General features: G+C 63.6%; 18 protein-coding genes. 12 read left to right on the forward strand and 6 right to left on the reverse strand.

Translation table 11 applies throughout. The features are described 5' to 3' along the window. Window positions 1-97 precede the first annotated feature (97 nt). Both ACMDCM_RS13440 and ACMDCM_RS13445 read right to left on the reverse strand, forming a co-directional pair. Complete coding sequence (locus tag ACMDCM_RS13440; RefSeq protein ID WP_412774022.1) at window positions 98-424, reverse strand: ribulose bisphosphate carboxylase small subunit; 327 nt, start codon at window positions 422-424, stop codon at window positions 98-100. Window positions 425-504: 80 nt separating this feature from the next. After that, window positions 505-1,926, reverse strand: coding sequence for a form I ribulose bisphosphate carboxylase large subunit (locus tag ACMDCM_RS13445; protein WP_412774023.1), 1,422 nt, complete (start codon window positions 1,924-1,926; stop codon window positions 505-507). Window positions 1,927-2,138: 212 nt separating this feature from the next. On the opposite strand from ACMDCM_RS13445, the gene ACMDCM_RS13450 reads away from it, so the two are divergent. Then, a complete protein-coding gene (locus tag ACMDCM_RS13450; protein WP_412774024.1) occupies window positions 2,139-3,119 on the forward strand; it encodes a LysR family transcriptional regulator in 981 nt (326 codons plus the stop codon). On the opposite strand, the gene ACMDCM_RS13455 is transcribed toward ACMDCM_RS13450, so the two are convergent. Genes ACMDCM_RS13455 through ACMDCM_RS13470 form a run of 4 tightly spaced genes read right to left on the reverse strand, consistent with a single transcriptional unit; the run spans window position 3,060 to window position 8,943 of the window. After that, on the reverse strand, window positions 3,060-3,386 hold the full coding sequence (locus tag ACMDCM_RS13455) for a P-II family nitrogen regulator (RefSeq protein ID WP_412774025.1): 327 nt from the start codon (window positions 3,384-3,386) through the stop codon (window positions 3,060-3,062). The two genes, ACMDCM_RS13450 and ACMDCM_RS13455, sit on opposite strands and share 60 nt — an antisense overlap. Continuing rightward, window positions 3,383-6,496 (reverse strand): DUF2309 domain-containing protein, encoded by a 3,114-nt coding sequence (locus ACMDCM_RS13460; protein ID WP_412774026.1) that lies wholly within the window; start codon window positions 6,494-6,496, stop codon window positions 3,383-3,385. Before ACMDCM_RS13460 ends, ACMDCM_RS13455 begins: the two co-directional genes overlap by 4 nt. Then, on the reverse strand, window positions 6,481-7,239 hold the full coding sequence (locus tag ACMDCM_RS13465) for a hypothetical protein (RefSeq protein ID WP_412774027.1): 759 nt from the start codon (window positions 7,237-7,239) through the stop codon (window positions 6,481-6,483). The genes ACMDCM_RS13460 and ACMDCM_RS13465 overlap by 16 nt, the downstream gene beginning before the upstream one ends. 6 nt (window positions 7,240-7,245) lie before the next feature. Next, a complete protein-coding gene (locus ACMDCM_RS13470) occupies window positions 7,246-8,943 on the reverse strand; it encodes a proton-conducting transporter transmembrane domain-containing protein (protein WP_412774028.1) in 1,698 nt (565 codons plus the stop codon). 176 nt (window positions 8,944-9,119) lie between these two features. Between ACMDCM_RS13470 and ACMDCM_RS13475 the strand changes: the two genes are divergently transcribed. The 11 genes from ACMDCM_RS13475 to kdpA all read left to right on the forward strand — a co-directional run bounded on the left by ACMDCM_RS13475 (window position 9,120) and on the right by kdpA (window position 23,050). After that, window positions 9,120-9,461 carry a hypothetical protein gene (locus tag ACMDCM_RS13475; RefSeq protein WP_412774029.1) on the forward strand — a complete coding sequence of 114 codons (342 nt, stop codon included), beginning with the start codon at window positions 9,120-9,122 and terminating at the stop codon, window positions 9,459-9,461. A gap of 158 nt (window positions 9,462-9,619) precedes the next feature. Next, on the forward strand, window positions 9,620-10,303 hold the full coding sequence (locus ACMDCM_RS13480; RefSeq protein ID WP_412774030.1) for an ABC transporter ATP-binding protein: 684 nt from the start codon (window positions 9,620-9,622) through the stop codon (window positions 10,301-10,303). After that, window positions 10,300-12,759 carry an FtsX-like permease family protein gene (locus ACMDCM_RS13485; RefSeq protein WP_412774031.1) on the forward strand — a complete coding sequence of 820 codons (2,460 nt, stop codon included), beginning with the start codon at window positions 10,300-10,302 and terminating at the stop codon, window positions 12,757-12,759. Before ACMDCM_RS13480 ends, ACMDCM_RS13485 begins: the two co-directional genes overlap by 4 nt. Further along, window positions 12,749-13,837: a lipocalin-like domain-containing protein gene (locus tag ACMDCM_RS13490; RefSeq protein ID WP_412774032.1), complete on the forward strand. Its 1,089-nt coding sequence runs from the start codon at window positions 12,749-12,751 to the stop codon at window positions 13,835-13,837. Before ACMDCM_RS13485 ends, ACMDCM_RS13490 begins: the two co-directional genes overlap by 11 nt. 551 nt (window positions 13,838-14,388) lie before the next feature. Continuing rightward, the gene (locus ACMDCM_RS13495; RefSeq protein ID WP_412774033.1) at window positions 14,389-16,338 is read left to right on the forward strand and encodes a PrkA family serine protein kinase; all 1,950 of its coding nucleotides are present in this window, start codon (window positions 14,389-14,391) and stop codon (window positions 16,336-16,338) included. A gap of 15 nt (window positions 16,339-16,353) precedes the next feature. Next, on the forward strand, window positions 16,354-17,673 hold the full coding sequence (locus tag ACMDCM_RS13500) for a YeaH/YhbH family protein (RefSeq protein ID WP_412774034.1): 1,320 nt from the start codon (window positions 16,354-16,356) through the stop codon (window positions 17,671-17,673). Next, window positions 17,670-19,208, forward strand: a complete 1,539-nt coding sequence (locus tag ACMDCM_RS13505; protein ID WP_412774035.1) for a SpoVR family protein — start codon at window positions 17,670-17,672, stop codon at window positions 19,206-19,208. Before ACMDCM_RS13500 ends, ACMDCM_RS13505 begins: the two co-directional genes overlap by 4 nt. A 158-nt stretch (window positions 19,209-19,366) precedes the next feature. Beyond that, entirely contained in the window at window positions 19,367-20,554 is a 1,188-nt protein-coding gene (locus ACMDCM_RS13510) for a 6-phosphofructokinase (protein ID WP_412774036.1), read from the forward strand. 375 nt (window positions 20,555-20,929) lie between these two features. Further along, window positions 20,930-21,244, forward strand: a complete 315-nt coding sequence (locus tag ACMDCM_RS13515; RefSeq protein WP_412774037.1) for a hypothetical protein — start codon at window positions 20,930-20,932, stop codon at window positions 21,242-21,244. A 10-nt stretch (window positions 21,245-21,254) separates the two neighbouring features. Further along, a complete protein-coding gene (gene kdpF, locus ACMDCM_RS13520; RefSeq protein ID WP_412774038.1) occupies window positions 21,255-21,344 on the forward strand; it encodes a K(+)-transporting ATPase subunit F in 90 nt (29 codons plus the stop codon). 2 nt (window positions 21,345-21,346) lie between these two features. Further along, complete coding sequence (gene kdpA, locus ACMDCM_RS13525) at window positions 21,347-23,050, forward strand: potassium-transporting ATPase subunit KdpA (protein ID WP_412774039.1); 1,704 nt, start codon at window positions 21,347-21,349, stop codon at window positions 23,048-23,050. The last annotated feature ends 9 nt before the right edge of the window (window positions 23,051-23,059 follow it).

Consider the following 23,059-nt stretch of genomic DNA (forward strand, 5'->3'; position numbering starts at 1 on the left):
AGCACAAAGAACCGAACTCGATGAAGGGTGCGGCGCCGACGCGCCTCGCTCAAATCAGGGGCGCCGAATCGAGTCGGGTTCCAGCGCCCTCTCCTCATCAGCGATACACCACGAAGGCCGTGCCCTGGCTCTGGGAGTAGTTGTCGTAGGCGACGAACCGCACCATCTGATCCGGAAACTCGCGGTGGCAGGCCTCGATCTCGGCCATAACAGCATCGACGGACTGCTCGCCGAACAGCGGCAGTTTCCACATGTACCAGTAGCTCACCTTTGCGGGCGTGCCCTTTTCGGTGTGCTCGACTGCCGGATTCCAACCCTGGGCGATCGCGTAGGCGATCTGACGGCGCACCTGATCGGGCGTCATCGGCGGCAGATAGGAGAAGGTCTCGTACTTTTTCATCGAGCGGTAGGCTTGAACGGCCATGACTTCAGTCCTTTCGAAAGCAGTAAGTGCGGGGCGGCGGCGCGGCCCACAGGGCGCTGCCGACCGCAACCGGAAGCGATTTACTTGTTGGCGATAGCGAGCTTGTCCACGGCCTCGAACTCGAACTTGATCTCCTTCCACGTCTCCATGGCGATCTTCAGCTCGGGCGAATGGGCGGCGGCGGCGGTGAGGATCTCCTTGCCTTCCTTCTCCAGATGGCGGCCTTCGGCGCGCGCCTGGACGCAGGCTTCGAGCGCCACGCGGTTGGCGTGCGCGCCGGCGGCGTTGCCCCAGGGGTGGCCCAGCGTGCCACCGCCGAACTGCAGGACCGAGTCGTCGCCGAAGATCGTGACCAGCGCGGGCATGTGCCAGACGTGGATCCCGCCGGACGCCACCGCGAAGCAGCCGGGCATCGATCCCCAGTCCTGGTCGAAGAAGATGCCGCGCGAGCGGTCTTCGGGCACATAGGATTCACGCAGCAGGTCGATCCAGCCCAGGGTGGAGGCGCGGTCGCCCTCGAGCTTGCCCACCACGGTGCCGGTGTGCAGATGGTCGCCGCCCGACAAACGCAGAATCTTGGTCAGCACGCGAAAGTGGATGCCATGGTGCGGGTTGCGGTCGATCACGGCGTGCATGGCGCGATGGATGTGCAGCAATATACCGTTGTCGCGACACCAGTTCGCCAGGCCGGCGTTGGCGCAAAGACCTCCTGCGAGGTAATCGTGCATGATGATGGGGGCGCCGATTTCCTTGGCATGCTCGGCGCGCTTGTACATCTCCTCGGGAGTCGGCGCGGTCACGTTGAGATAGTGGCCCTTCCGCTCGCCGGTTTCCTGTTCGGCTTTCTGGACCGCCTCCATCACGAAATCAAAACGGTCGCGCCAGCGCATGAACGGCTGGCTGTTGATGTTCTCGTCGTCCTTGGTGAAGTCCAGACCGCCGCGCAGGGCTTCGTAGCAGGCGCGGCCGTAGTTCTTTGCGGACAGGCCGAGCTTGGGCTTGATGGTGCAGCCCAGTAGCGGACGGCCGTATTTGTTGAGCCTGTCGCGCTCGACCTGGATGCCGTGCGGCGGGCCGCCGCAGGTCTTCACGTAAGCGATGGGGAAGCGCAGATCTTCCAGACGCAGCGCCCGGACGGCCTTGAACCCGAACACGTTGCCCACCAGCGAGGTGAACACGTTGACGACCGAGCCTTCCTCAAAAAGGTCGATGGGATAGGCAATGAAAGCGTAATAGCACGTATCGTCGCCCGGCACGTCCTCAAGACGGTAGGCGCGTCCCTTATAGTAGTCGAGGTCGGTCAGCAGATCGGTCCACACCGTGGTCCAGGTGCCACAGGACGATTCGGCGGCCACCGCCGCCGCCGCCTCCTCGCGATCCACCCCGGGCTGCGGCGTAATCTTGAAACAGGCCAAGATGTCGGTGTCGAGAGGCACGTAATCCGGCTGCCAGTAGCTTTCTCGATATTGTGTAACGCCGGCCTGGTAGGTTTTGACTGCCATATTCGAGGACTCCTTCATGCGCGCTTTTGCGGTAAGCGAACGACGGGCAAAGACCCACCGCGGTGCAGCGGCCATCCGCATCCGGCCCGGGCGTGATGTTCTTCAGCACGGCCCCGCCGATTCCCGAGAACCACCCACAAATAAAAGAGCCTGGACATAAACGCTAATTGCGATTTTTGATCAAATGCCTTAGACTTACTTATGTATCAGCCATGTATCTCACTCTCAGACAGCTCCAGATCTTCGACGCGGTGGTTCATCAGCGGAGCTTTACGCGCGCAGCCAGCGCGCTGCACCTGACCCAGCCGGCGGTCTCGATGCAGATGCGACAGCTCGAAGAGCAGATCGGCGTGCCGCTGTTCGACTACGTTGGAAAACAGATCAAACCGACCGACGCCGGTCGCGAACTGCATCGTCACGTCACGCTGATCGGCGCCAAGATGCGCGATCTCGAGTCGGCAATGGAGGAGTTCCGCGGCATCGATCGCGGAGAACTCGACCTCACCGTGGCCAGCACGGCCAACTATTTCATGCCCAAGCTGATTGCAGCCTTCTGCGCCCGCCACGCCAAAGTGCAGGTGAGGCTGCAGGTGTCCAACCAGACGCATATCCTGGAGACGCTCTCGGCGTCGAACAACGACCTGGCCATCATGGGGCAGCCGGCAGAGAACGCCGAACTCGTCGCGCGCGGGTTTCTCGACAATCCGCTGGTGGTCATCGCCTCCCCCGAGCATCCTCTGGCCGAATGCCGGCAAATTCCGCTGGCGCAATTAGGTCACGAGCGCTTCATTACCCGCGAGCCCGGCTCGGGCACGCGCAACGCGGCGGAGCGGCATTTTTCGCGGCACGGCGTGGAATTCCATTCGGTGATGGAGATGAGCAGCAACGAGGCCATCAAACAGGCGGTCGAAGCCGGGCTGGGATTGGGCATCCTGTCGCTGCACACCCTGGAGCTGGAACTGGGGATGCGCCGCCTGATCACCCTCAACGTCGAGAGTTTTCCGATCGTACGGCAATGGTTCGTCGTGCACCGCAGCGGCAAGCGACTGTCGGCGGTGGCGCAGTCGTTCCTGGCGTTCCTTACCGAGCAGGCGCGCCCGCTGGCCTCGCCCAAGCATCCGTTTCCCGGCCGCTTACGCCATGAACTTGACCGGACGGCCGACCTGGATGTCGCTGACGAAAATCACCCCTGAATGGGCCTCGAAAAACGGCTGGAAACCCTCGAGCAGCGGATCGAACAGGCTTTGCGGCACGGCGACGATGATCATGATGAGGACATCATCCTCGTTGAACATCAGGTGCCCGCCATACATGCCGTGGCTGCCCTTGCCCGACAGATTGCCGACGATGGTATAGCCCTTGACGCCGGCGCGATCGAGCAGGTCGGTGGCGAATTCCTTGTGTGCGCCCTCGAGGATGATTTCCAGCTTTTTCAGCGGATGCAGCTTGATCGCGTTCATGCAGCGTATTCCTTCTCAGCAGAAGCCACCAGAGGCGGACGCTCCTCCCATTGGCCATTGTTGAAGACGAAAGGCTTGTAGCCCTGGGTAGGATCGATGACGATGGCGCGGATCCAGCCGCCGAGCACCAGGCTCTTGACCTTGACCACGCTTTGCAGCGCGCGGCCGGCAAAATCCAGCGGCGCCTCGATCAGCGCGATCATGCGCATGGGCTCGTGATAGGGCTGGCCCTCGCGCATCACCGTCTGCATCGGCAGGCCGGTGCGCAGATCGCTCAGGTTACCGGTCATCACGCCGAAGCGCCCGGCGACATTGTGATAGGCCTTGCTGCCGCTGCCCAGATGGGCATTGTCCACGGTTGAGAAGAAGTGTTCGAGGTTGATCCACTCGCCCACCACCACCGGCGCCGCCAACAGGTTTTCGAGCAAGCGTCCCTTGGGGTCGCAGCGCCAGTCGTACGACATCAGGAAGGGGCGCCCCTGCAGATCCGCGGCCTCGGTGAGGCTGCGACGCCCGATGATGCCGTACACGTTCTTCGACAGTCCCCACTCGGGCCGCGTCTGCGCCCAATCCACCGCCAGGCGATGTGCCAGGCGCCAGGCCTGCGTCGGCTCGATCGCCCGCGCCTCGGGCAGCAGCTTGGGTATACGCTCGGCCGCGGCCAGCTTGGACGCGGCAAGCAGGCCGTTGCGCAGACGATCCAGATAGACCAGGTGGCGCGGCGGCAGCAGATCGAGGTCGAACAGCTCGATGGCATCGGTGGTGGTGATGTGCAACGCGGGCAGGAACCAGGTGTCATCGGGAATGTCGATGCCCATGCCGCGCAGACGATCGCGCACCGAAGGCTTGTTGGCCATCTGCGCCAGCACCCGGGCATTGACCAGGCCGCTGGCGCCGCCGCAGGCGCCGCAGTCCAGCGCCGACTCGTAAGGGTTGTTCTCGGTATGCCCGCTGTGGCCCACGATGAGCACGAAGCGCGAGAAGGTCTGGGTCAGCCCGATCATGGTCAGGGCCGTGTGCACGTAGTTGACCTGCTCGTCGAGCGAGTAGCCGATGCGCCCCAGCCGTACGAGCTGATAATTGGCGTAGTCGGCATCGACGCGGTAGTCCTCGCGCAACTTGTCGATGAACTCGGCCTCCTGCTTGTCCGGCACGCCGAAGACCGTGCGCAGCCGCGTCGGCCCCTCGCGGTGACGCAGCGCGGTTTCGCGCAGTTCGCGGATCATGTCGTCGTCCACCCGCTCGCGCTCGATATGCAGCTCGGCATGCAGCGCCTTCGCGATCATCGCCCGCTGTAGCGCGCGGATGACGGAGTCGGCCTGCTCGCGGGTGAGCTTGTCCACCAACAGGCGGGTGACTGGCTTTTCGGCATCGATACGGCTGCGCCAGCGGCTGTAGCCCAGCGGCGCCAGGGTCTTGCCGAACAGGTCCAGCCCGAACAGGATGCCCACCGCCTCCACCATGACGTAGGGCGAGAGCACCGAGCTCTTGAGGTCGTGCAGGACATGGCCGAGGGTGCCGAGCAGGTCGTCCTCCTCGGGATCGAGTTCGGCGGGCAGCTCCAGCACCAGGTTCTTGGGCGTGACCACCGCCGGACAGAAGTGACTCTCGCTGCCCTTGCCGTAGCCGAGGAAGCCCACGGGCACGCCGAAGAAGCCGGCGATGCCGAAGGTCTGGTAATCGCCCACGCGCTCCAGGTGGCGGCGGATGGGCTCGGCGCGCACGTCGATGCAGAACCAGGCCTGCGCGAACGGCCGCTTGCCGGGCGGCAGATCCTGCGGCACTTGCACCTGCGCGAGCAACTCGTCGATGGACTGCGCCTCCATCGCCAGGGTCCAGACCATGCCCTCTTGCCGCGCAAACTCCTGCAGCCCCTCGATCAGTCCCGCGATATCCTCGGGCGAGAGCACATCGAGCGCCGCGGTCGCTTCCGCCGCGGTGGCGAGTTCGCGCAAGGCGGCGGCCTGATCCTGTCCCTGGCGGGCTTGCCACAATGGCCAGTAGCGTTGCAGCAGAGCCTCGCAGCGTTTGCCGCCGCCGCGCGACAAGGTGTCGTCGATGCGCTGCGCCCAATCGGGCAACACCTCGCCGCTGTGCAGCGCATTGCGCAGAAGGCATTCCGCGCCGCGTTCGTGCAGCAAGGCGCCGAGCTGTTCGCGCCGAACCGGCGTACGGCGCTGGCGCGCGCTTTCCTGCAGCAGCGCCAGCCCCACCACCAAGCGAACGGCCAGAAGATCGACGACGTCGGCGGGGTAGCGCTGCGCCCAGTAGTAATGCTTGGCGGACGAACGCCAGCGCACAAAGCCGGTCCAGCCGTGCAGCCGCGTGAGTTCGTGGGTGAAGTAGGCCGACCAGTCGTCGGCATCGATGCCCATCTCCTCCATGACGTGCACCACCGCGCTCTCGGCGTCCTGCACCCGATCGAGGATGCGCGGCACGTGCAGCCCGCGCAGGAACATGCGCGCATTGCGCCGCGCGATCTCGCTCCAGGCGGCGAACAGGCCGCGCTCGCGCCCGGGCATGCGCCAGGACGACTGGTCTTCGTCGAAGAAATCCAGGTAGCTCTTGATCACCAGCTCGTCGAGTTCGTCGGCCAGGCAGGTCCCCCACAATGCATCGACCGCCTCGGGCAGTGTGCGCGCGTGCAGGCGCCGTTCCAGATCGGGCAGCAGCGCGGCAACGTCCACGGCCTGCGCGGAAGGCGGCTGGCCGTGCAGCGCGGCGTGGACGTCCTGCGCGCGCGCACCCGGCACCACTACAGCGCGATCGTGCGCCGACCGCATCAAGGCCTGCAGCCAGCGCGGCCAGTCGATGCCCGGTACCGCGGGCAAGGCCCGCGAGCGGCGCGCGATCTCCTCGGTGAGAGTGTCCTGCCGCACCTTGCCCTCGCGCTGCCAGTGCTGGTAGTTGCTGCGCGGCAAGAACATGGGCGCGTGGAACAGCTCCGTCCCGCGGCGCACCGCCTGCTCGAAAGGCATGTGCTCGAGGCCGTAGAGCGGATTGTGGTGGATGAAGTTGCGCATCGGCCAGAAAAACGGCACCGGCTCACCCGCCACGTAGGCGGTCGAGCGCACCCGCAGACGCCGCCCGAGGTTCAATGCATCCACCATGACCATCCTCCGATCGAACCCAGCACCACGGCGGCGGCGAGCGCCAGCCACAGGGCGGTACCGCTGCGCGACAGGTCAACCGTGCCTGCCGCGCGCGGCCATTCGTCCCCGAACAGGCCGTGCTGCAACAGCACCGCGGCCGCCCAGCTCCAAAGCAGCCAGACCGCCAACACCACCGCCACGAGACCCGCTGGAATCTGCTGGAGCACCGCGATCATGGCGAAGAATCCCGGAAAAGGCGGTGCCGCCAGAGCCGCGAGCAGTGCCACTACCCAAACGCCCGTCAGCCGCGGAAAGGCCGGGCCGATGCGTCCGCGCAGCCCGAGATATGCTCCTCCGAGGCGGCGGCTCAGGCTGCAGCCGAGAATCATCAGGACAGCGGCGGGAAGCGTCACCGCCAGGGCCACGAGCACGAGGGCCACGCCGCTCATGCCATGCAGCCAGGCCAGCCACACCAACGGCCAGGCCGAGGTGGCTTGCAGCCGCGCCCAGATAAACACCTCCTGCACCGCCAGCAGCCGCCAAGCATAGAGGAGCGTGGTAAACGCCGCGAAGATCTGCAGCGCGGTAGCCAGCGGCGCGGGTGGCGCGGCCGTCTGACCGAGCAGCAGTGCGCCCGCTGCGGGCAGAGCGAGCAGCGCCGGGACGCGCATCCAGACGGGGAGCGCCTGGAGCCCTGCGTTGAACAACAGGCTCAGGGGAAACAGCGGCAGCAGGACCAAGGCAAGGAGCAGCGCGATCATGGCGGTTCAAACCCAGCGCAGCCAGATATTCACCCGCTTGGTCGCGGCCAGCGCGCCGCGCGACAGTTGGGCGTAAACGTCGGACACGTAGAACTCTCGCGAAAACAGGGTGTAGAGATTGAGGTAGATGGCGTTCCACAGCGTGCCGGGCTTTCCCGCGAGTTCGAGCGACTGCGCATAAAAAGTCACCAGCCAGGCGCCGACCAGCACCACGGTGAGGAACACCACCAGGATGTCGAAAGCCAGGACGTTGATGCCCGCCGCGGCATAGATGGCGTCGCGCAGCGCCGGGTCCGGATAGAGGAACGTTTCGAACGCATGCGCGATCAGGGTGTAGCCCACCACCACGATGAAGAAGGACAGAAGGACCATGGTCAGCGAGCGCCACGGTTTCTCGCTGGGCAGCTTGTGAATGGAGAAGAACACCTGCGCGCCGGTGACCCAGCCGAAGAACAGCAGCACCACCGCGCCCTGCTTGTGGAAGAAATCCTCCGCCACCAGCCAATGCGACAGGCTCAGCACCAACGCCGGCACCAGAACGGTGATGAGCGCAGCCAATAGCCAGGGCACCTTCACCGTGCGCAGCGGACGACGCTCGACCACGAAGGTGTAGATGTCGTCGGGCGGCACGCCGTCGTCGCGGCGGGTGTCGCCGATCACATTGCCCGAGTTGAGAAACAGCGTGGCTTTGAACAGCCCGTGTGCGATGAGGTGATAGACGGCGAGCGAGAATGCGCCCAGCCCGCATTCCATGATCATGAAGCCCATCTGCCCCATGGTGGAATAACCCAGGGATTTTTTGACGTCGTTCTGCGAGAGCATCAGCGCCGAGCCGGTCAGCGCCGTGACCACCCCGACGACGAACGTCAGGTGCAGCACGTCGGGCGCGTGGACAAACACCGGAGCGAAGCGATTGAACAGAAATCCCCCGGCGTTGACGATACCCGCATGCATCAGCGCCGACACCGGCGTGGGACCGTCCATTGTATAAGGCAGCCAGGTGTGCAGCAGAAACTGCGCCGAGCGGGCAAACGCCGCCAGCGCCAGCAGCAGCGCCGCCAGTGGCACCACCGCCATCCCGCCGAGCTGCACGCCGGGATCGGCGCCGATCCGCGCGAACAGCTCCGGCAGTTGCGCCGTGCCATATCCATGCCACAACAGCAGCGCCGCGCCCACCAGCGGCAGATCGCCCACGCGATAGGTCAGGAACGTCCAGAAGGCATAGCGGCCGCTGGCCTTGCGGCTGGCATCGAAGCCCAGCAGAAAGAACAGCAGCACCCCGATCAGGAACCAGGCGGCCAGCAGCGTGAGGAGGTCGGCGGCGGTGACCATCAGCAGGATCACGGCCGTCATCAGGTCCAGCAGGGCGAAAAACCGCGGATAGCCGGGCTCGTCGGCCATATAGTGCAATGCATAGACGTGCACCACCAGGCTGATCGCCGCCACCAGAACCGCCATCGCCACGGCGAGATGGTCGAGCAGCAAAGCCACCGGCCCGAGCTGCGCCAGCGCCACCTCTGTCTGTGGCGCCCACAGCACCGCGACCAACAGCGTCACCGCGACCGCGCAGGTGGCGCCGAGCATGGCAACGCTGACGCGCCCCGCCCGTGCCGGCCGGCCGACTCCAGCCAGCGGGGCGATGATCGCCGATAGCGCCGGCAGCGCGGACAACACCACGAGACACCAAGAGACCCACTGGTCCACGGCAGACACTCCTCGCCCGATCGGGATGGCACAATGTCGAAGCGGCCAGGGGACCAGCCCCGGCTGGCCGCCGGCGACCGGCCACATCACCATAGGGGACGACCATAGGGGACGAATTGAATAAGGAAAAATTTGATTTGTTTATTCAATACCTAAATCGAACTGATATATAATCTTTGACGACCGCCGCCCTGCAACTCGTTTTCACCTACAAGAGCTTTCCCATGAACAAATACGTCGGACTCGATCAGGACAGACATGGCATCACCCAACTCGGGCGCATCGTGCTGGATGCGCGCGTGTTCAGTCTCATCCCGGAGACGCAGGATTGCGCGGGCTGGACCGCCGGCCAGATGCAAGCGCTGAAGAACAAGGTGGAACAGCTCTGGGATCAGTACGGCAACCTGCCCAGCGCGCTACCGCCGGAGTTGGCCGAGCGCCACAACCGCATCTATGCCGAAGCCATCGCCCGCGCCAAGGCGCGCGGCTGGGACGCCGAACTGTCGGAGGAGGAATAGCCGCGGCGGGCAAAGGACGGTTTGCGTCGTGGAAAGAGCGAGGTCACCTTGCAGCAGGCCGGCGTCGACCGATCTGTATGGCGCTCTCGCTGTATTGGCGCCGATCCGTTGCGACCTCTTGCTTCGCGACGGCGCGGAAACGGAAACAGAGAAGGCGGATGTGCGTCCCGACAGCCTCGAAAGCACCCCTACTGGACATCCGGAACCTGACCAAAACCTATCCTTCGGGGCAGGAGCGGATCGCCGTTCTTCGCGGCGCCTGCCTGCGCGTCGACGCCGGCGAGAGCGTCGCGCTGACCGGAGAGTCGGGAAGCGGCAAAAGCACCTTGCTGCACCTGATCGCGGGCCTTGATCAGGCTGACGGCGGCTCCATCCGGCTCGACGACACCGAGGTGACGGCGCTGGCGGACCGGGGCCGCGCCGCGCTTCGCCGGAACCGGCTCGGCTTGGTCTTTCAGCAGTTCAACCTGATCCCCTCGCTCACCGTCGCCGACAACCTGGCTTTTCAGGCGCGCATCGCCGGGCGTCATGACAGTCGCTGGCAAGGCGAACTTGTCGACCGGCTGGGTCTCGGCGATTTGCTGAAACGCTATCCCGAACAACTCTCGGGCGGCCAGCAGCAGCGCGTTGCGATCGGGCGCGCGCTTGCGGTCAGACCGCCGCTGCTCCTCGCCGACGAACCGACCGGCAACCTCGATGAAGCAACGGCCGACGAGGTCATGGATCTCGCACGCGATCTCATCAGGCAAACCGGATGCGGCTTCCTGATGGTCACGCACAGCGCGCGGATCGCCGCGACGCTGGACCGGCAGGTCCTGCTCAGCGCCGGATTGATCGCGTGAAACAGGGTTCATGGATCCTCGCCGTTCTGCTCAGCCATTGGCGCCGGCATCCGACGCAGTTGGCGACCCTGATGATCGGCCTGATCTCCGCGACAGCATTGTGGAGCGGCGTCCAGGCGCTGAACCAGCAGGCCCGCGCCAGCTACGATCGGGCCGCGGCGGTCTTCGGGGGCGCCAGACCAGCGATGCTGGTCGGACAGGATTCCACATTCTCCCAAAAACTCTTCGTCGATTTGCGCCGGGCGGGATGGCCGGTCTCGCCCGTGCTCGAAGGCCGTGTCCGCGTTGAGGGAAGGTCATTGCGATTGTTGGGGATCGAGCCGGTCACGTTCCCGGCGGAGGCGGGATCGATTCCCTCGATCCGGACCTCGGATCTGCAAACCTTCATCGCGCCGCCGGGCGAGGCGCTGGTCGCGCCGGAAACATTGAGAGATCTGGGCAACGCTGAAGGCGCTGTTCTTCGAACAGACGATGGCGCAATGCTGCCGCCCCTCAAGGTTCGGCCGCAGCTCGCACCGGGCGTGGTGGTCGTCGATGTCGGAGTGGCGCAAAGCATTCTTCACCTGCCGGGGCAGCTTTCGCGCCTGCTGATCGGTCAGACGCGCGGCCCGCACGCGCCGCTTGAGGACGTCACCGGCGACAAGCTCAGATACGTTGCGCCGGACGCCGAAACCGATCTGGAGCGTCTCACCGACAGCTTCCATCTCAATCTGAGTGCCTTCGGGCTGCTGTCGTTTCTCGTCGGGCTCTTCATCGTCAACTCCGCGATCGGGCTCGCCTTCGAGCAGCGCATGCCGATGCTCCGGACCCTGCGGGCGTGCGGCGTGTCGTCCCGGATGTTGAACGGCACGCTGCTGGCCGAGCTGATGATGGTGGCGCTCGTGGCCGGCCTGATCGGGCTGGTCTGCGGCTATCTGATCGCAGCCGCGCTGCTGCCCGACGTCGCCGCAAGCCTGCAAGGATTGTACGGCGCCCGGATTCCCGGCGAATTGACGCTGAGGCCGCAATGGTGGGCTGCAGGACTCGCGATGAGCGCCGTCGGGACGTTGGCTGCGGCGGCGACGAGCCTCCTGCAAGCGATCCGCGCTCCGGTTCTCGCGATGGCGCAGCCTTATGCCCGCCGGCAAACGCAGCAGCGATGGCTCGGCTGGCAAGGCATCGCCGCCCTCGCGATGCTGGTTGCGGCGATCGCCGTGCTGATCGTCGGCCACTCGCTGGTCTCGGGATTCGCGGTTCTGGCGGCGTTGCTGCTCGGCGCCGCGCTGGCGCTTCCCGTGCTGCTCGCATTCGTGCTGCGCATCGGCGAGCGAAGCTCGCGCGGGCCGCTGGCGATGTGGTTTTGGGCCGACAGCCGCGAGCAGTTGCCGGGGCTGTCGCTGGCGCTGATGGCGCTGCTGCTGGCGCTCGCGGTCAATGTCGGCGTCGGGACCATGGTCGAAAGTTTCAGCAGGACCTTCGCCACATGGCTGGATGGCCGGCTCGCCGCCGACGTGTACGTCAACGCGCGCGACGATGCGCAGGCGCGCGACATTCAGGCAAGCCTGCGGGCGCGGCCGGAGGTCACCGCGATCCTGCCGAGCGGCCGGGCCGAGATCGAGATCGGCGGCTGGCCTGTGGAGGTTCTCGGTCTCGCCGACCACGCCACCTATCGCGACCACTGGCCATTGCTGGAGTCCGCGCCCGATGCCTGGGACGAGGTCAAGTCCGGTCGAGCGGCGCTGGTCAGCGAACAGCTCGCGAGAAAATTGAACCTGCGGCTGGGGGGCCGGCTCGATGTCAGCACCCCCACCGGCACATGGCCCCTGAGCATCGCGGCGATCTACGCTGACTACGGCAATCCCAAAGGGCAGATCGTCGTCAATGTCGATGCCTTCACGAGCCGGTTTCCGAACCTGCCGCGAACCCGCTTCGGCCTGCGCGTGACACCCGACAAGATCGCGCCGCTGATCGACGACATGCGCAAAACGTTCCATCTCGACGAGAACCGGCTGTCGGATCAATCCACGTTGAAAACGGAATCAACGCAAATCTTCAACCGGACCTTCACGGTCACGGCCGCGCTGAACACGTTCACCCTCGGCGTCGCCGGCGTCGCACTGCTCACCAGCCTTCTGACGCTGAGCAACTCCCGCCTTCCCTATCTCGCGCCGTTATGGGCGATCGGCCTGACCCGACGACAGTTGGCGGGCATCGAGCTTCTCAAGACGCTGTCCATTGCGTTCTTCACCGCGCTGCTGGCGCTGCCGCTGGGCCTGCTGGTGGCGTGGTGCCTGATCGCGGTGGTCAACGTCAGGGCATTCGGCTGGCGGCTGCCGCTCCATGTCTTTCCGCTGCATCTGGCCGAGCTTCTCGGCGTCGCGATGCTGGCGTCCCTGCTGGCGATGCTGGTGCCGGTCGTCAGGCTGATCCGCATGCCGCCGGCGGCGCTGATCAAGGTGTTTGCCGATGAGCGTTAGGGCACGACTCTCGCGACGCGCATTTGCGGCGGGACTGGCCGCGCTCGGACTCGGACGAAAGACTGCGTTGGCGCAGGGGTTCGCCGGCCTTGGGGTCGATGCGTCCGGCTTCGCCGCGGTCACGCCGGGCCGGCGCTTCGTGTTTCCGGCCGACCACGGTCCGCACCCGGATTATCGCATCGAGTGGTGGTACCTCACCGCCAATCTCAGCGACACGAAAGGCAACGCATACGGCACGCAGTGGACTTTATTCCGGCTGGCGATGCAGCCGGGTCCGCAGCGCGAAGGCTGGGCGAACCAGCAGATCTGGATGGGACATGCCGCCGTCACCCGCGCCGATACCCACCGCTACAGCGAAACCTTTGCGCGCGGCGGCGTCGGTCAGGCCGGCGTGGACGCGGAGCCTTTCCGCGCATGGATCGATTCATGGCGGATGCGCGGGCTCGACCCGATGTCGGCGGTCGAGATAGCGCCGCTCCAGGTCAACGCATCGGGCGCGGATTTCAGCTACGCGCTGCGGCTCGATGCGACGCGGCCGCTCGTGCTCGAAGGCGATGCGGGCTATAGCGTGAAATCCGAGCGCGGACAGGCGTCCTACTACTACAGCCAGCCGTTTTTCACGGCGAACGGCACCCTTACAATCGACGGCAAGTCCGCGAACGTCCGCGGACAGGCCTGGATGGACCGCGAATGGAGCAGCCAGCCGCTGGCCGCCGACCAGACCGGTTGGGACTGGTTCTCGCTGCACCTTGAGAGCGGCGAAAAACTGATGCTGTATCGCCTGCGGCAAACCCAAGGCGAGCCCTACCTGACGGGCAACTGGATCGAAGCGGATGGGCGATCGGTCGTGCTGTCCGCAAATTCCATCGCCATGACGCCGACGGCGACAACCGAGGTCGCGGGTCGCCGACTGCCGACGAGTTGGCGCATCGCCGTTCGCGATCGGGATTTCACGATCGAAACCGTCCCGCTGAATCCGGCAAGCTGGATGGGGACGAGTTTTTCCTATTGGGAGGGTCCAATCAGCTTCACCGGCACGCATTCGGGTGTCGGCTATCTCGAAATGACGGGTTATTGACCGAAACAGGAAGCGCGTGATGCCGTCTGGTTGGGCAAAACGTGCTCCGAACGGCATTATGGCGTTTTCAAGCGAAGCATGTCCTCGGGCTTGACCCGAGGATGGATACCGGTTTGCGCAAAGAAAACGCGTCAAAACAAAAATCTGGAGCCCGGCTTTGATTCCATCAAAGCCGGAATGGCTCTAGCGACGATAAGTCGCGAACCAATCAGCGCCTGGTCTTTGTCCTGATCTCCGGTGAACCGACTGGATTTCGCCGCAACAAAAAATTGCGTGTCGCGAATATCACCGCCAACGAAAGCGCTCGTCGGGCGACTTCAGCTCTTCCAGGAATCGGGCCTCGATTCCGCAAGCGGTCGAACAGAACGCGGAAAGGCTCTAGAATTGATTCAGGTGATATTGTTGCTCCCGTACGCGTGATCGGCATCGAACTATCTATCGTTTTCCGTTCGATCTGCTCCGAGCCGCGATCAATTCAGAACGTGAACGGGAACCGCCGAGGCTTCATGAAAGTTGTGATTTGAGGGCATCGCGGCGGCCGGGAGGCGACTATGCAGGGCAAGCAATCTGACGTCTTCGACCTGTTCTCCAGAATCTATAGTTCCGTCGCCCCGGAAGAGATGAGCCTCCAGCAATATCTGCTGGCGTGTCGGGAGGACAAGTCGATGTACGGCCTGGCGCCCGAGCGCATGGTCGACGCGATCGGCGAACCCAGACTGGTCGACACCAGCAAGGACGAGAGGCTCGGCCGCATCTTCGCGAACAAGACGATCAAGCTCTATTCCTCCTTCTCCGAATTCTACGGCATGGAAGACACCATAGAGCGGATCGTCGGCTATTTCCGCTATGCTTCGCAAGGACTGGAGGAGCGCAAACAGATCCTCTACCTGCTCGGCCCGGTTGGCGGCGGCAAATCGTCGCTGGCGGAGCGGTTGAAAAGCCTGATGGAGCAGCGCCCCGTCTATACGCTCAAGGCGGGGAATCAGATCAGCCCCGTTTTTGAATCGCCGCTCGGCCTTTTCAGCCCCGACCGCATGGCCGATCTGCTGGAAGACAAATACGGGATCGCGCGGCGACGCCTGAACGGCTTGATCTCGCCCTGGGCGCGAAAGCGTCTTGACGAACTGGCCGGCGATATTTCCAAATTTTCCGTTGTGAAGCTGATGCCGTCCCGGCTTCGCCAGATCTGCATCGCCAAGACCGAGCCCGGCGACGAAAACAACCAGGACGTGTCTGCGCTGGTCGGCAAGGTCGACATCCGTCAGCTCGAGAACTACAGCCAGTCCGACCCGGATGCCTATTCCTACAGCGGCGGCCTGAACCGCACCACGCAGGGGCTGCTCGAGTTCGTCGAGATGTTCAAGGCACCTATCAAGGTGCTGCACCCGCTGCTCACGGCGACGCAAGAGGGCAGCTACAACGGCACCGAGAATTTCGGGTCATTTCCGTACCAGGGAATAGTGGTGGCCCATTCCAACGAATCGGAATGGCTGCAATTCAAGAACAACAAGAACAACGAGGCGTTTCTCGACCGCATCCTGGTGGTCAAGGTGCCATATTGCCTGCGGATTACCGAGGAACGACAAATCTATGACAAGCTGCTGCGCGAAAGCGAACTCCTCGACAGCGCCTGCGCGCCCGAAGTCCTGGACATCCTCAGCCGGTTCACGGTTTCAACCCGTCTGGCCGAGCATGCCAACTCGCCCCTCTACACCAAGATGCGGATCTACGATGGCGAGAACCTGAAGGACGTCGACCCCAAGGCAAAGTCGGTCCAGGAATACCGCGACGCCGCCGGCGTCGACGAGGGCATGACCGGCGTCAGCACCCGTTTCGCTTTCAAGATTCTGTCGCAGACCTTCAATTACGACACCGAGGAAGTCGCCGCCGATCCCGTTCACCTGATGTATATTCTGGAAGATGCAATCAAGCGCGAACAGTTCCCGAAAAAGGCCGAAGCCGCCTATCTTGATTTCATAAAGTCGGAGCTCGCCACCCGGTACGCCGAGTTCATCGGCCACGAGATTCAGAAGGCCTATCTGGAGTCGTATAGCGAATACGGCCAGAACCTGTTCGACCGCTACATCGCCTACGCCGATGCCTGGATCGAAGACCAGGACTACAAGGACCCCGATACCGGTCAGATCCTCAATCGCGAGGTGCTGGACAACGACCTGTCGCAAATCGAAAAACCGGCCGGCATCGCCAATCCGAAGGACTTCCGCAACGAGGTGGTGAAGTTTGCGCTGCGGGCGCGGGCCCGCAATGACGGCCGCAACCCGTCATGGACAAGCTACGAGAAGCTGCGCGAGGTGATCGAGAAGCGCATGTTCGGCCAGGTCGAGGATCTGCTGCCCGTCATCAGCTTCGGCTCCAAGCAGGACAGCGTCACCGAGAAACGCCACCACGAATTCGTGCAGCGGATGATCGCGCGCGGCTATACCGAGCGTCAGGTGCGGCGGCTGGTGGACTGGTATATGCGAGTCAACAAGGCCGGCTGAAGGCGGAGGCATGCCATGCCGATTCTGATCGACCGGCGGCTCAACCCGAAAGACAAGAGCCTCGGCAACCGGCAACGTTTCCTGCGGCGCGCGCGCCAGGAATTGAAGCGCAGCATTCGCGACCGCGTCCGCAGCGGCAGGATTTCCGATGCGGACGGCGAACAGACGGTCTCGATTCCGACCAGAAGCACGGACGAGCCGCGCTTCAAGGAAACCAAGGACAGTGGCCGGCGTCAACATGTCCTGCCAGGCAACAAGCACTTCGTGCCCGGCGACCGGCTGCGCAAGCCCGGCCGGGGCGACGCCGGTACGCCCGATCCCTCGATGAAGGATTCGGACGACGATTTCCGCTTCGTGCTGTCGCGCGAGGAGGTGCTCGACCTCTTCTTCGAGGACCTCGAACTGCCCGATCTGGTCAAGCTCAGTTTGCACGAAATCCTTGCTTTCAAGCCGCGCCGGGCGGGCTTTGCCGCGACCGGCTCGCCGACCAACATCAATATCGGCCGTACCATGCGCAACAGCTACGGCCGCCGCATCGCCCTGAAGCGCCCTAAACGGGAGGAGGTCGATGCGATCCGGCAGCAGATTGCCGAACTCGAAGCGGGACCGTCGAGCCCGGTCGCCGGACAGCGCATCGCCGCGCTGCAGGCCGAAATGGAGCGGCTGGAGCGAAAGCGGCGGCTGATCGCCTATGTCGATCCGCTCGACATCCGCTTCAACCGCTTCGAGGCGCAGCCCGTTCCGAACGCCAAAGCGGTGATGTTCTGCCTGATGGACGTCTCCGGCTCGATGGGCGAACGCGAGAAGGATCTTGCAAAGCGCTTTTTCGTATTGCTGCACCTGTTCCTGAAACGCCGCTACGAGCGCATCGAAATCGTTTTCATCCGTCACACCCACGAAGCCCAGGAAGTGGACGAGGAAACATTCTTCTACAGCACGCAGAGCGGCGGCACGGTGGTCTCTACCGCGTTGGACAAGATGCATCGCATCATCTCTGAGCGCTATCCCGCCAGCGAATGGAATATCTACGCCGCACAGGCGTCCGACGGGGACAACCTCGCCGACGATTCACCGCGCTGCATCGCGCTCCTGGACGAGGAGATCATGCGGCTTTGCCAGTACTACGCCTATGTCGAAATCATCGATGAGCGGGAGCGCCATATCTTCGGCACGACCGAGAACGGGACCTCGCTTTGGCGAGCCTACAGCTCCGTCAACGAGAACTGGCCGAACTTCCAGATGACCCGCATCGCCGAGGCGGCCGACATATATCCCGTGTTCCGGCAACTCTTCACCAGGCGGGCAGCGGCGGAAGGATTGAGGATTCGCCGATGAATGTGGCCGCACGCAAGACCGGCCCGCTGTTCTCCGGTTCCGAGTGGGATTTCGGCACCCTGTCGCGGGCCTTCGACGTGATCGAACGGGTCGCCATTGAGGAGCTCAATCTCGATATCTATCCGGTGCAGATGGAGATCATCTCGTCCGAGCAGATGCTGGACGCCTATTCCTCCATCGGCATGCCGCTGATGTACCGGCACTGGTCGTTCGGCAAGCATTTTGCCTACCAGGAACAGCTCTATCGCAAGGGCGCTCGCGGGCTGGCTTATGAGATCGTCATCAATTCCAACCCGTGCATCGTCTATCTGATGGAAGAAAACACCATGGCGCTGCAGGCCCTGGTGACCGCTCATGCCGCGCTCGGCCACAATCATTTCTTCAAGAACAACTATCTGTTCAAAGAATGGACCGACGCCGGCGCGATCCTCGGTTATCTCGATTTCGCAAAGAATTACGTCGCCCGCTGCGAGGAGCGGCACGGGCTTGCCGCCGTGGAGGACATCCTCGACCCGGCGCACGCGCTGATGGAACAGGGCGTGTTCCGCTACCGTCGGCCTCCGAAGCTGTCGTCGGAGAAACAGCGGCAAGGCCTGCGCGAGCGCCTTGAATATGAGGAGCGGTCCTACAACGACCTCTGGCGCACCTTGCCGCCGTCGAAAGGCGAGAGCCAGGCCGATGAGAACGAAAGCAAGACGGCCGAGCGTCGCAAGTCGCTGAAGCTTCCGGAAGAGAACCTTCTCTATTTCCTGGAGAAGAACAGCCTGATCCTGGAGCCGTGGCAACGCGAAATCCTGAGGATCGTGCGCGTCATCGCCCAGTATTTCTATCCGCAGCGGCAGACGCAGGTGATGAACGAGGGTTGCGCCACTTTCGTCCATTACACGGTGATGAACGCGCTGTTCGACCGCGGGCTCATCAACGAAGGCGCGATGCTGGAAATCCTGCGCAACCATTCCAACGTGATCTTCCAGCCGGCCTTCGACGACCCGCGCTACACCGGCATCAACCCCTACGCGCTCGGGCTGGACCTCATGCAGGACATCCGGCGCATCTCGACCGAACCGACGGAAGAGGATCGCGACTGGTTCCCGGACATCGCCGGCAAAGGCGACTGGCGCGCCACGCTGCTCGATGCCTGGGCCAACCACCGCGACGAATCCTTTATCCGGCAGTATCTGAGCCCCACGCTGATCCGCAAATGGCGGCTTTTCCTGCTTTCCGACGCCGCCAGCGAGCCGCACTACGAGGTCGCCTCGATCCACAACGAGCGCGGGTACGAGAAGATTCGCTCCGCGCTTGCCCACAGCTACGATATCGGGGCAAGCCATTCCGACATCCAGGTCGTCGATGTCGATCTGCTCGGCGACAGACACCTGAGACTGGAGCACAAGATTTCCGACGGCGTCCTGCTGGAGGACGGCAGTTGCGACGCGACCTTACGATACATCCGCAGGCTGTGGGGTTATAAGGTTAGTTTGGCGGGCGTGGACGCAAATACCGGGGCGAAGCTCTATGAACGCCTGATCGATTGAGCCGTCGGAGCGGCTCGAAGACCGCAAATCCGGGGCCCCATGACACTGCGTGCGGCCGGTGCATGGCGGTCGCGTAAGTATTCCGTTGGCCCGGCGGCCGAGTAAAGGACGCTGCGCCGTGCATTATTATTGCGACATACCAATGCCGGGAGGTGGACTTGGCGAGAAAACGCATCGGCATTCTCACGGGCGGCGGCGACGTCCCCGGCCTCAATGCAATCATCAAGACCGTGACTTATCGCGGCAACGAGGACGACATCGAAGTCATGGGACTCCGCCGTGGCTGGGAGGCCCTGACGCACTTGAACCTCGAGGACCCGGCCAGCAGGTCTCGCTACCTTATCCCGCTGAACCGCGAAAACACCCGCACCATCGACCGGCACGGCGGGACCATGCTGCACTCGAGCCGCACCAATCCGTCCAAAATGAAAAGGCTACCCGATCATCTCGTCGACACTGACCTTCCGGTTAATATCAATACCAACGGCGGCATTGAGACCAAAAGCTGGGACCTGACCGGCCAGGTGCTCGCGAACCTGTCAGGGCTGGGAATCGAACACCTGATTGCCATCGGCGGCGACGACACGCTCAGTTACGCGGCCAGGCTCAACGAACTCGGCGTCAGGATCATCGCCATTCCGAAGACGATGGACAACGACGTCCGCAACACCGAATACTGCATCGGCTTCTCGACCGCGATCACCCGCGCCAGCGACGCCATCCAGCGGCAGCGCACCACCGTCGGCTCGCACGAGCGCATCGGCATTTTCCGCATCTTTGGCCGCGATGCCGGATTCACCGCGCTCTACACCGCGTACGCGACCTCGATTCGATGCGTCATACCGGAATACAAGGTCGATCTCGACAAGCTGCTCCGATTGCTTCTCGAGGACAAGCGCACCAACCCGAGCAATTACGCGCTGGTCGTGCTCAGCGAGGGCGCCGAGTGGGAAGGCTACAACGTGCAGGAATACGGCGACCCTGACGCTTACGGTCATCGCAAGAAGGCGAGCATCGCCGAAACGCTTGCCGACGAGATCAAGCAGCGCGCCGGCGAGGAGACGATCGTCTCCGACCTCACCTATGATCTGCGATCGGGCGATCCGGACTTCATCGACAAGCTCGTCGCCCTGACTTACGGCAACATGGCCTATGATGCGGTCCTGGAAGGCAGGACCGGCCTGATGTCGGCTCTGGTAGAGGGCCGCTACGATCTGGTGCCCATCCCTGACGCCAGGCTCGGGCCGCGCAAATTGGACGTGGCCGGCATGTACAACACGGAACGCTACCGTCCCCTCTACGCCAACAAGCGGGGTCTGCCGATCTTTCTCAACCGTGCGTCATAGAGCCTTTCCGCTTCTGATGGAATCAGAAGCGGGCTCTATGATTTTGATTTGACGCGTTTTCTTTACGCGAACCGGTATCCACTTCGCTTGAAAACGCTCTGGGGTGGCAATTGGTGCCCGCCCCCCGACGTATTTGCCGGCTCCATCGCTTTCAGGCCAGCATGGCCAGTGGGTATGAATACTCGAAAACTTGGCGGCAAGTCGTCTGCATCGCAGCGGTGCGGGGCGGTCCGTCGCGGCAAGGCTTGTTCTTGATCGCAGATTCCGGGTCATGACGAACCTCTACCGTCCCGTACTTCTTTGTGTGATCGCGCTGTTTCAGCCTTACCATTGACGTGGGCGGCGACGTCATGCCGCCATCATGTCGAACTCGACATGCACGCGGCGCCTGTTTTGGCAACTGCGAGTGCAGAGGGCAACGAACCGCTTGATGTCCAGGTAGAAAGAGCCAGCGGCCAAGCCATTCCATATATGAAAATACTATGGGCGGCGCCTCCGCCAGATCTCGAAAATATATGCCGTTCCACCGAGCTTTACGGACCGGACTACGGCTTCACGGAGATTGCCGCTTTCAGCGCGGCCCGTGAGCCGATGGAGAACGGCGCAATGTCCGACATTCTGCTGCTGGCTCTGGGCCTCGGCTGTTTCGCCCTTCTGGCCCTTTACGGCCTCGCCAGCGAACGGCTCTGAGGAGACGGCGATGCTCTTCGATGATGCGATGGGCGGCGGCGTGGCCGTGCTCATCATGCTCTATCTCGTCTATGCGCTGCTGCACCCCGAAAGGTTCTGAGCATGACCCTCAACGGCTGGATTCAGATCGCGATTTTCTGCGCGATCGTCGTTGCGCTGGTGAAGCCGCTCGGCTGGTACATCACGCGCGTCATGACGGGCGAACGCACGTTACTCTCGCCTTTCCTGCGCCCGGTCGAGCGCCTCCTCTACGCAGGCGCGGGCGTCGACGAGCGGCGCGAGCAGCATTGGCTGAGTTATGCGCTGGCGATGCTGATTTTCAACGCGGCCGGCTTCGTGCTGCTGTTCGCGCTGCAACGGCTGCAAGGCCTGCTGCCGCTCAACCCGATGCACATGGCGGCGGTCTCGCCGGATTCGTCATTCAACACCGCGCTCAGCTTCGTCACCAACACCAACTGGCAGGGCTATGCCGGCGAAAGCACGATGAGCTATCTCGTGCAGATGGCCGGGCTGACGGTGCAGAACTTCGTCTCGGCCGCGACCGGCATCGCAATTGCGATGGCGCTGATCCGCGGCTTTTCGCGCGCCTCGGCGCAGACCGTCGGCAATTTCTGGACCGACCTGACGCGCGCGACGCTCTACGTCCTGTTGCCACTGTCGCTGCTGTGCGCGCTGTTCTATGTCAGCCAGGGCGTCACGCAGACGCTCGATGCTTCGGTCGACGCCACGACGCTGGAAGGCGCGAAGCAGACCATCGCCGTCGGTCCCACCGCCTCGCAGCTTGCGATCAAGATGCTCGGCACCAATGGCGGCGGTTTCTTCAACGCCAATTCGGCGCATCCGTTCGAGAACCCGACCGCGCTCACCAACCTGATCGAGATGGTGTCGATCTTCGCCATCGGCGCGGCGCTGACCAACGTGTTCGGCCGCATGGTCGGCGACGAGCGCCAGGGCTGGGCGATCTTCGCCGCCATGGGCGTGCTGTTTCTCGCCGGCGTCGCCGTCACCTACTGGGCGGAAGCGAACGGCAATCCGGCCTTCGCCGCGCTCGGCATCGACGGCGGCAACATGGAAGGCAAGGAGGTGCGTTTCGGCATCGCCGCCTCATCTCTGTTCGCGGTGGTGACGACGGCGGCCTCCTGCGGCGCGGTCAACGCCATGCTGGACAGCTTCATGCCGCTCGGCGGCCTGATCCCGCTCGTCAACATGCAACTCGGCGAGGTGATCGTCGGCGGCGTCGGCGCGGGGCTCTACGGCATCCTGCTGTTCGTCATCCTCGCGATCTTCATCGCCGGGCTGATGGTCGGCCGCACACCCGAATATCTCGGCAAGAAGATCGAGGCGAAGGAAGTGAAGATGGCCATGCTCGCCGTGCTGTCGCTGCCGCTCGCCATCCTCGGCTTCACCGCCGCCTCCACTGTCCTGCCGCAGGGACTCGCCGGGCTCGCCAATGCCGGACCGCACGGCTATTCGGAAATCCTCTATGCCTACACCTCCGCCGCCGCCAACAACGGCAGCGCCTTCGCCGGGCTTTCGGCGAATACGCCCTGGTACAACCTCACCCTCGGGTTCGGCATGATGATGGGGCGTTTCATGGTGATCGTGCCGGTGCTGGCGATCGCCGGCTCGCTCGCCGCCAAGAAAACCGTGCCGGCCTCGGCGGGCACGTTGCCCACGCATAACGGCCTGTTCGTCGGCCTGCTGGTCGGCGTCATCCTGATCGTCGGCGGCCTGACCTATTTCCCCGCGCTCGCCGTCGGCCCGATCGTCGAGCATCTCGCGATGCTGGCCGGGCAATCGTTCTGACAGGAGGCG

Source organism: Nitrobacter sp., assembly GCF_047149785.1.
Lineage (GTDB): Bacteria > Pseudomonadota > Alphaproteobacteria > Rhizobiales > Xanthobacteraceae > Nitrobacter.